Below are 11,033 nucleotides of genomic sequence, written 5' to 3'. Positions count from 1 at the left end.
TGCGTGGTCATATCCACTAAACCAGCATGAAATAAGGCATTTGGCAAAAGAAGATAAGTTGGAACCTGTGGAACAACAGCTCTAATTTGGAGATTAGACTGAACATCAAGCGGTATAGAGAGATTAGATGAAGGATCTAAAGGATCAGAGGACTGAGAAGGCTTTGGTTCGACAGGGACAGAAGGAGGAGAAACAGTATCCAGAGATGAAGTGTCCTCCGGAGCAGAGGGCTCAGATGGCAGAACATCATTAGTAGAATCTTCCACTGGAACAAACGGTGCAGGCATAGGTTGCACAGCAGAAGGAGCCTCCGGAACTGTTGGTACAGAGGGAGGCTCAGACGGAACTGGTGCAGAAGGAGTCAGCGTCGAATCCGTAGGGATAAATGTTTCAGACGGTTCAGATCCTTCAGGCAAAGAAGGTGTAGATGGTATAAGTGGAGGCTCAACAGAAGGGGGTTGTTCAGGTGAAATAGTCTCTGTTGGTCGTTTAGAAGGAACCGTCTCTTCTTCAGATTGAGGAGGTAAAACTGTAGATGTTGGCTTAGAAGCAGTTTCAGAAGAATCTAATTCAGGACCAATGTAAACACTTTCGAGACGAAAATCCCAAAAATCCCCTTCTCCAACAACCAATCTATTCTTTGGATCTGCATTTCCAGAAGAAGAACTTGGACCATAGACACGAAGTTTATATTGATAAGGAAATCCATTCACCGTAGTATAACTATTGGCTAACTTAAAAGAACTTTCCTCTGCTGTCCCAGCAACTTGAACAAGTGAAATACTTTGACTTCCTTTATTGCCAGCTTCTCCTTCTAAGGTTTTGGAAAATTTCTCCATCATGAGCAGTGTACTTCCCAAAACATTCCCGTAGATCAAAATACGATCAGTTTTTTGAGGATTAAACGAGCCGTCATTATTCACAAACGCACTCATCTTAATCTGCACATTTCCCTTTGCATTATAGGCTTCTTTATCATATTGTATCCCCTCTATTGGATTTATGTCATTTAGACTACTTCCTTTCTCAATATATACTTTTCCAATATATAGCGTTTGATAATCTTGAGATATAAATTTATCAAAAAAAATTGTGCTATCAGAAATGCTTATAGACGAAAGTAATGAATCTACAGGAAGAGATTCCTGCAAATCTGTATGTTTCCTTTTGGTGAGATACCATGCAGAGCCATTTGTTAATTCTAAGTGAACAGTTGATGCATCCTCAACACGAATACCCCCTGTAAGGATAGAATCCTTTGCTTTCACCAATAGAGAAGAATTATTTTGAGCCTTTAACAATAAATCACCAGAGATCTTTGTCCTTTCTGTTAATTCAATGGTAGCTTCAGCTCCATAAATATCATCTCCCGTACTATAAATGGCAATACCATCGGGAACTGAAAAAGTTGTCTGTGACAAATGCAAAGATGCTTCACCCCAAACAATTTTTTCTACTTTTGAAAGTTTTTCACTCCCTACCTTAAACATATCACCCCATACATCTGGGCCTAATCCATAAAAATACAGACCGTATACTCCCTCACCCTGAACAGAAATTTCTGTACCTTCAATCTTAATATTTGTCTTTTTAAACTCATTTGATGAAGCGTATTCTTGAACCAATTTACCTTCAGCATCTGCATAACCTGCAAAATTCGTAATCAAGAAGCCATGCATATCAGTGAGCTGAATAAAATCACCACGTAATTGAACATTACCACCCTGTGATATGTCAAAAGCTCTTGGAAATTCATCAATACTTTCATTATCAACTACAATCGTGTGTTTCTTACCTTTTCCCTGAATATTGGTTGTATCAATAAGATATTTTCCCCCAAATTGTGTTGAAAACGCACCAATCTCATTAAAAGTAATAGTACTGCCTGACATCCTAATGAATGCATCAGAACTACTAACAAATCCAATCCCTTTTGCATTCAAATTATCTGATACAATATCAATATTTACGCTCACTAAAGCAATATCGGTTTTTTTTCCTTCTGCACATACAGCTTGCAAACTACCTTCAATCTTCCCTCTATTCATCACAACTTGCCCATTCTGAACACGAAAACCGGACATATCCTTAATATTTGAATTGGTTAGAACAAGCTTGCCATCATCTTTTACAGATGCACTATATAAAAACATCTGCTTTGGCCTATGCGAGATAATATTTGTCTCTAATAAATTTAAAACAGTTCCCTCTTTTTCTATAGAGAAGACAGCAACAAAATCATCTAGAGAAGAGACAGAAGGAGTATAATTTTTATTACTTATCGTATGTTTTTTACTATCGCTATATGTAAAAAAACTCTCTGATACATTACAGGAAGTTCCTAAATTATTAGGATTCGCATTAACACTCACGATTGGCAAAAAAGAAACAATAGCCGTTGTAATAAATAAAAATCTATACCCGCTTAATACATTAACCATAACTTTATTCCCAATTTGCCTTTCTCCCCCTGTTAGTTAAAAATAAAAAATATTCCCCATAACATTAAGTTAAACACACTAACAATAGCAAGTATAAAACTTAAATAATCACTTTATACTTCATAAAACACTCTATAACTTATGTAAAAATTACTCTATATTTCATAGGCACCTAAAAACGATAGTATAAACCGCCTGAAAAAATAATCCCTGAAAACCACCTTTTCTAAGGCAATGCTGATAAGTTACATCTCCATGCAAAGCAAAGTTTGAAGACAACTGAGCCTTCAATCCCATTCCAGTTTCTAGAAAAGAGCCAAAAGCCCTTATTGGAATTCATCTCCAAACCGCACACGTTGTTTTCCTCTAAAACTAATGGCAAGCTTCAGCTTGCAATTGAAAGAAACAACAAGAGCCTCTTCAGAAGCAGCAAGCATCTTTCTTAAAGACCACCAACACGCATCACCCATAAATCAAGTTTTCCCATCTCAATATCAAAACCATCAATATCAGACGCCTTATCAAACCGCACATTTTGATAAATAACCTAAACCTGCGGATCAAAAATAACCCCTTTATGCCCTGTCATAAATGACTTGCCCGCAATCAATGAAGCACTCAAAGGTGTTTCCTTCAATGTTGCTGTCTTGCCTCTTGCTTGCGTGAGAACATCCCCTTTAAATAAACCATAGGAAAAAAGGACATCTATATAAAAGCCTGTATCATGCTGCATGCTGCCATATACTGTAATAGACCATTTATCAAATGTACTTTTTTGCTTTCTTTAACATCTTGAGGTTGTAGAGAGTTTTTTTCCATTATTCTCCATTATTCCAAAGCTCAAAGTGTGATGTGTATCCTCAATCGCATTGAGCAAGACACTTGCCTCTATACCATGAACATCAGAAACCTGAATCTTACCTTCATCAAAGGAAAGAACCACCCTGTTTCACACCAAACACAGATTGAGATAACGTAGCATTTCTACCACTTTTCTTTTCGCCATTTCCTGTAATAGAACTCTTTTTAAAAGAAGTTTTATTATCTTTTGACACAACCACTGCTGATATAATCTTCTCAGATCTCTTTAATTCTAAAATTCCATCAGTTCCTGAAAGCCTTTTTCCCCTTTACTTTTTTGCGGCTTAATAACTATGTTATGAGTTCGTATTGTAAAAATAACACCTGTAGTCCTCCTATCCAATCCACTCATATATAACTTATTACGACTTCCAAAAGTACGAGAAGCATCAACTGTATCACACGAATACGACTTAAAAAGAGAATTACACGAGGGGTTATAATCTTCTCCACTCACATCTATATTGTGCGCGAAGAAAGAAATAGAGGTCGTAAGAGAACACACACATGGCGTTTTAGTACTTTAATCATAATTTAGTCTAAACTTCCTTTATTTTATTCATAAAAAACTGAAAAGACACACCTGGTTCATCTACTTATTATTCTTATTATGTACCGCTACATATAATTTGTTTTGTATTATATGTAAAGTCAAAAATCAGAAAAACAACACAACAAAACCATGTTTTGTGCTTATATCTTTCACAAAAGATGTATTAAAGAAAAATACAATTAAAAATGATAACTTAATCCACCAGAAAAATGCGTTCCGGAAAAGCCGTCACTCGTAAATTTATGCTGATAAATCAGATCGCTATGAAAAATAATTTTGGGAGATAATTGCGAAAAAACACCAAATCCAGCTTCTAAAGAAGTCCCAAAGGAACCAAGCTGGAAGGCATCTTTAAAATATACAAATTGTTTATCATCAAAACTACGAATGAAATGAAGCTTACCATAGAATGAGAGAACATGTGCATCTTTATCTTTAGTAAATGTAAGTGTCTTCGTTAAATACCCACCAATACGCATCCCCCAATGATCTGGACTTCGCATATCAATATTAAAATTATCAATATCACGAGTCTTATGAAACTGGAGATTTTGATAAACAAACTGAACCTGTGGTTCAAAAATAAAATATCGGCTGCCTATCATAAACGTTTTACCAGCAATTAAAGAAACACTTAAGGGCTTCCCTCTCAATGCAGCCGTTTTACCTCGCTCAAGTGTGAGAACATTTCCATTAAACAAACCATAAGAGAAGAGACCATCCATATAGAGACCCGTATCATGCTGCATGCTTCCATATGCTGTGATTGTCCATTTATCAAATATACTTTCTTGACTTTGTTTAACCTTTCGAGGCTGCAAAGAAAGCTTGCCATAATTTCCCATAATCCCAAAAGATGTCGTACTGTATGCACTTTCGATTTTCTTGAGTAAAATACCTGCCTCTAGTGCATTATAATCAAGCTCACCGCCATAATCACCATATTTAAATGCAGACAAATTTGAAGTATAATGATGATGTCCACCGTAACCGCGCAAAAACAAAGCGGGATTTTCATCATTTTTCAACAACCGACCAGGAACAGCTCGCAGCGCTTGCAACTGCTTGCTTTGATTACTGATATCCATCAATCCAGCATAAAATAAGGTATTTGGCACAAGAATATAAGTCAAAACCTGTGGAACAACGACTCTCACATTTGGCTCAAAATGAGAAGAAGACTCAAAAACAGATGACGGAACAGAAGAACCAGACGCAGGTGGAGTAACAACAAAAGGAGTGGGTGAAACAGATGGCGGAACAAGTGAACCAGATGCAACTGGGGAAACAACAGAAGGAGTGGGTGAAACATGCGGCGGAACAAGTGAACCAGATGCAACTGGGGAAACAACAGAAGGAGTGGATGAAACAGATGACGGAACAGAAGAACCAGATGCAACTGGGGAAACAACAGAAGGAGTGGGTGAAACATGCGGCGGAACAAGTGAACCAGATGCAACTGGGGAAACAACAGAAGGAGTGGGTGAAACATGCGGCGGAACAAGTGAACCAGATGCAACTGGGGAAACAACAGAAGGAGTGGATGAAACAGATGACGGAACAGAAGAACCAGATGCAACTGGGGAAACAACAGAAGGAGTGGATGAAACAGATGACGGAACAGAAGAACCAGATGCAACTGGGGAAACAACAGAAGGAGTGGGTGAAACATGCGGCGGAACAGGTGAACCAGATGCAGGTGGAGAAACTGGATTAGATTCAGCAATAGCGGGAACAACAGGTGCAAGAGAGGAAAGAGGATTGGGGATCTCAAGTACAAAAACATCAGATACATTAGGTGTGGTCGTAAGATGGGAATCCCTATCAGGAGAATCTACAGGAGAAGAAAGACTTGGCTCCTGAGACTTTTGCTGAGAGTTAGAATCAATAGAACCATCCTCACCTCCAGTAATATTAGGATGAATTTTAGGAAAAGAAGGAATATCATCAGAAGAAGGGGGGACAACCAAATCAAGAACAGGAAAAACTTTAGTGGAATCAACAAATTGACTTTCAAGTCGGAAATCCCAAAATGTTCCAGAGTTTTTAAGCACTCTTTGATTGGAATCTGCCGCCCCTAAAGCAGAGCCTGGACCATAACTCTTAAGATGATACTGATAGGGGGAGGCTTCAAGTGTGACATACCCCCCCTTTAACTGAAAAGAATCTTCCATGGCTTTTCCATAAACCTGAATAATGGAAATCCCCTGATTATTACCACCATCTCCCGTCAATGCCCCTGAGCTTCCAGGAACACTATACACATGAACTGTTGTTTTCCCTTCAAGATCACCATTGATTAAAAGCCGGTCAGTTTTTTGCTCTTGCAGAGCTCCGCCTTTATCCAAATATGCATTAAGATAAAGATTCACATCACCGTGCGCTTTATAGACAGTCCCAGATCCTTTTCCAATGAGAAGTGTCTGATAACCATTTGTTTTTTTAGATTTTAATTCTTCAAAAACAAGAGAACTATCCGTAAGATTAACCGATGAAATGAAGGAATAGTCCCCTAAATTAGAACCATAAGCATCAGAATTTTGCAATTTGTCATATTTTGGTCGCGATAAAATCCACTTTGAACCATTTTTTAAATCTATCTTAGCTGTAGAACTTTCATCAACATGTGCGCCTCCTACAAGGGTAGAAGCATCAGCCTCAATCTTTACATTAGAACGCTCAACAGCTTTCAGAAGTGAATCTCCAGAAATTTTTGAATGTTGTGAGAGTTTAACAGAACTTTCGAATTCGCGACTATAAATAGCCGTACTTTCTGGAGCCATAAAAGTTGTCTTTGTCACATGGACAGTCCCTTTTCCAGGTATAATTGTTTTTTTATCATTTAAGACAGCTTCCCAAAAAAAGTGCATACCATTAAATCCATTCCCTCTCACAAAAACATTGGAATATTTTATATGAGCAGCATTATGGTTATTCCCCTGCACTACAATGCCATGAACATTGTCGACATTAACGTTTCCCTTCTGGAAATTAAGAGAGCCTTTCCCCTGAAGCATACTAAAAGCAGAACCTTCACGATGATTATCTGTATTTGTTCCCTGTTTCCCCCTCCCAGTAATAGAAACGCCCTCTAAATTAATTTCTCCATCTCCTCCTGTTTGAACACCAATACCATCAGCAAAATCAATTTTTCCTCCTTTCATATAAATTTTTGCACCATTATGACTCAAAAGACCTATCGCATCAGAAGATGTCTTAATCTCTGTCTTGGTCAAAGAAACAAACGACCCTTTACCCCCAACACTGATCCCCATTCTGGTTGCTTTAATCACCCCATCCTGCATTTCAAAAGCTCCCTCATCATTAATATCGGCCCCTATCGACACGTTATTTAACATGGAATCAAATAGAGCAACGCCTCCCCCATTTGAGGACTTTACAGCTGTTGTCCAAGCGTTTGTTTCTGAATGTCCATGTGCATTCGAAACACCGTTAATGATTATAGCCTCTCCCTCAATGACTGTATTTTTCCCTGATGCCTCTATGGCAACATAAGAACTTTCACCCGTAAGTTGATAAGTTTTCTTGGTAATTTCATGCGTTTTACCATCATTACAGCGATAAAATGAGGCACTTTCGTTACATGAATATGGCTTCTTCTCAGAAGAAATCTCACCTGCATCAGTATTGTATACAAAGAAAAAAATAACCGTTGTAAAATGATATAAAGAGAGATGATTTTTAAACATAATTTTCTACAAACTTTCTTCCCCTTCTCTAAAAACAAAAAACACGCGTTCTGTTTAATAACTTTGGTTGCGCGTGATAATTTAAAATACGTTTTGTGTTTTATATATCCACCCTATGTTTTATGTAAAGCCAGAATCCCAAAATATCACAATTTAAAATTGTATTATTTATAAAAACGCGTAAAAATATAGATAGAAATAAAAATTCCACCCCAAAGCAGTGATTTCAAGAGAATTTAATAAAAATAAACTCAAAGAAGAAAAACAGCATAAGAAGCAAAAACTGCAAACCAGAAAGCCTTATCTCGTTTCTAAAAAGAAACAAACTTGCTCATGCAAAAAAACATTTTTTTAAAAAACTTATTTAAAAAGTTGCAAACAAATAATAAAAAACCACAAGCATAGCTTGTGGTTTTTTAAACAACTTACCTCAAGATGATCATCCTAAAAACGATAGCGCAATCCACCAGAAAAACTGATTCCAGAAAAACCACCTTTACTCAACTTATGCTGATAAACCAAATCACCATGAAGCGCAAATTTTTGAGACAAGCGAGCATTAAGACCTAATCCAGCCTCTAGAGAAGAACCAAAAGCCCCTAACTGGAAAGAATCTTTAAAGCGCACAGACCTTTCTTTTCCAAAATCATGGGCAAAATGAATCTTTCCATAAAAAGAAACATCACGATCTTTTTCAGACGCAGTAAGAGTCTTTATCAAGCGACCACCCATACGCACCATCAATTGATCAAGTTTATCCATCTCAATATTAAAATTATCAATATCGCGGGCCTCATTAAATTGAAGATGCTGATAAACAACCTGAACCTGTGGATCAAAAACAACACCTTCATATCCTGTGGCAATTTTCTGACCACTCATCAAGGAAACACTTAAAGGGTTACCCTTCAATGTTGCCGTTTTACCCCGCGCAGTTGTCAGAACATCTCCCTTAAACAGACCATAAGATAACAAACCATCAACATAGAATCCTACATCATGCTGCATACTTCCATAAACTGTAGCAGTCCATTTATCAAATGTACTTTTTTGGCTTTGTGCAACATCTCGAGGTTGTAGAGAAAGCTTTCCATAAGACCCCATCACCCCAAAGGATATAACACTGTCAACATTTTCAACAGTTTGTAGCAAAACACCTGTCTCTAGTGCATAGTACCCTAGATCTCCCCCATAACCATATTCAAGCGCAGATAAATCTGAGGCATAACGATAACTTCCACCATAGCCACGCAAAAATGAAGCAGAATTTTCATGAATTTGCAACATTCCACTAAGATTAGTCCGTACTATCTCCAACTGCTTGTTTTGATTGCTGATATCTATCAAACCAGCGTGGAACAAACTATTCGGCAAAAGTAGATAAGTTGGCACCTGAGGAACAACAGATCTTACACCTCGTTGAGACGGAGAAACATTTTCAATTTCAGAAAGACTATCTGTAGAAGACGCTGGAACAACATCACCAGAAGATTCGGGAATAATATCCTCAACAGAAGCACGTGCAGGAGGTGTACGTTGAGAAACCATAGGAGTTTCTCTATAATCAGCAGTTTGAACATATTCATTTTCTAAACGAAAATTCCAAAATGCTCCTCCGTTCAAAGCAAATCTCTGTTTAACATGCTCCTCCCCTCTAGTAACACTTGGGCCATAAGAACGAAGAACATATTTATAAGGCGCGCCATTTAATGCAACATACTGCCCATTCAGTTGAAAAGAGTCATACGATGCATCTCCATAAACTTGAATAATTGAAACACTATGCGCTTTTTCGTTTTTTTCTTCTAAACCTCCCGCAACCCCTTGTATATGGACTATAGTTCTTCCCTTAACGTCACCATGAATGAGAAGCCGATCCGTTACTTGATGATCACTTGTATCACTAGGATTTAAACGTGCATTCAAATGAATCCAAGCATCACCAAAAGCCTGATAAACAATACCTGTTCCTTTTCCAATATAAAGCGTTTGATATGCATGATTAGTACTGGACTTTGGTTTTTCAAAAGTAATGGAACTATTAGAAAGGTGTACCGATGAAATAAACGAAACACCTCTATAATTAGGATCTTGTAATTTTTTCTGTCTTGGTTGCAATAAAGCCCACTGTGAATTATTTCCCAAGATAAGGTCGACTTTAGAACTGTTATCAACCTGAGTTTGACCGACAAGTGCAGAAGCATCAGCAACAACCTCTATAGAAGAGTTACGATCAGCCTTCAGCAACAAATCCCCAAAAAGCTTTGTTTCCTTTAAAAATATTTTAGATTTTCCAGATTGACTGCTATAAACAGCTATACTATCTGGAACGACAAAACGCGTCTTTTTCAAATCAACGCGCAATGATTTTCCCTCTGACGAACCTTCTGATGCTGCCACACCTTCAAAGTGTATACCATAAAATGCATTACCTTTCACTGTAATATTGGAATCTCCAATATTAATCTGAGGAGCTTTATCTCCCTGCAATAAAAGCCCATGAGCATCAGTAACATCAACAGAACCTTTCATAAACTGAACATAACCATCTTCAGATATATGAAAAGCTGCCTGACGACCTGCATCCAGCCCTTGATCATCCTTGCCGGTACTCCCCTTGCCGGTAATAGAGACACCCTCTAAAATAAGATATCCTTTTTCTCCTGCTTTAACCCCAACTCTCCCTAGGCTAATTTGCGTATTCGTTAAATCAACACCACTTTGAGATTTTCCTCCAGCAAAAGCCCCCACTTTGATTGCATCAATTGATCCACCAGACATTACGATGAATCCACCTTGAGCTTCCACCCCCACTAAAACCCCACTCAACGTGGAATCGCTCAGAAAGACGCCCGCTTCTTCTGATACCTTTACTCCATATTTCCAAAAATTGTTTTCCGAGTTATTCTTTTCATCCAAAATACCCTTAACAGTTATATTCTTGCCACGAATAATTGTACCTTCCTTAGACGCCTCCATGGCTCCATGAACACCATTAACATTTTTATCCATTAACGAATAAACTTTATTATTAATTTCGTGCGCTCCACCATCAGAACACTGATAAAATGCTGCATTCTGATCACATGAAGACTGCTTTTTTCCAGAGATAACCTGAGATTCAGCATTGCGTGCAAAAACACCAACATTGTGTGTCAAAAAAAGAAGTGCCGTTGTAAAAGTACATAAGGAGAAGCGATTTTTAAATAGATTGACCATAATTCCACCATAACCCCCCTCTTCTTACTAAGATCTATACATAACGTATCAAAAAACTTAACCAAAAGAAAAATATTTAATACGTTTAGGTTTTAATATCGTGAGTTTATTAATATTTTTTGTGTTTTATGTAAATATGGAATAAAAAAATTACTCGAAAATACAATCTAAATCTGTCGCTTTTACAAAGAATTTGCAAAAATATAACTGAAGAACGACAGAAAAATCACCTTTAACGTTGTTAGTCAA

General features: G+C 37.5%; 4 protein-coding genes and 1 pseudogene. All 5 read right to left on the bottom strand.

The window, feature by feature from the left end; translation table 11 throughout:
* Positions 1-2,441 (bottom strand): autotransporter outer membrane beta-barrel domain-containing protein (locus ACFINH_RS07545; RefSeq protein ID WP_375632556.1); only part of this gene is annotated, 2,441 nt, incomplete at its 3' end.
* A gap of 172 nt (positions 2,442-2,613) precedes the next feature.
* A pseudogene (locus ACFINH_RS07540) lies at positions 2,614-3,339 on the bottom strand (autotransporter outer membrane beta-barrel domain-containing protein); the annotation flags it as partial.
* A 28-nt stretch (positions 3,340-3,367) separates the two neighbouring features.
* The gene (locus ACFINH_RS07535; RefSeq protein ID WP_375610851.1) at positions 3,368-3,496 is read right to left on the bottom strand and encodes a hypothetical protein; all 129 of its coding nucleotides are present in this window, start codon (positions 3,494-3,496) and stop codon (positions 3,368-3,370) included.
* A 538-nt stretch (positions 3,497-4,034) separates the two neighbouring features.
* Complete coding sequence (locus ACFINH_RS07530; RefSeq protein ID WP_375632555.1) at positions 4,035-7,565, bottom strand: autotransporter outer membrane beta-barrel domain-containing protein; 3,531 nt, start codon at positions 7,563-7,565, stop codon at positions 4,035-4,037.
* A gap of 444 nt (positions 7,566-8,009) precedes the next feature.
* Positions 8,010-10,784, bottom strand: coding sequence for an autotransporter outer membrane beta-barrel domain-containing protein (locus ACFINH_RS07525; RefSeq protein ID WP_375632554.1), 2,775 nt, complete (start codon positions 10,782-10,784; stop codon positions 8,010-8,012).
* Between the last annotated feature and the right edge of the window lie 249 nt (positions 10,785-11,033).

This window comes from Bartonella sp. AA74HLJMH (genome assembly GCF_042197045.1).
Taxonomy (GTDB): domain Bacteria; phylum Pseudomonadota; class Alphaproteobacteria; order Rhizobiales; family Rhizobiaceae; genus Bartonella.
The sequence above is the reverse complement of the archived record's forward strand: the minus strand, read 5'-3'. Positions and strand labels throughout refer to the sequence as shown.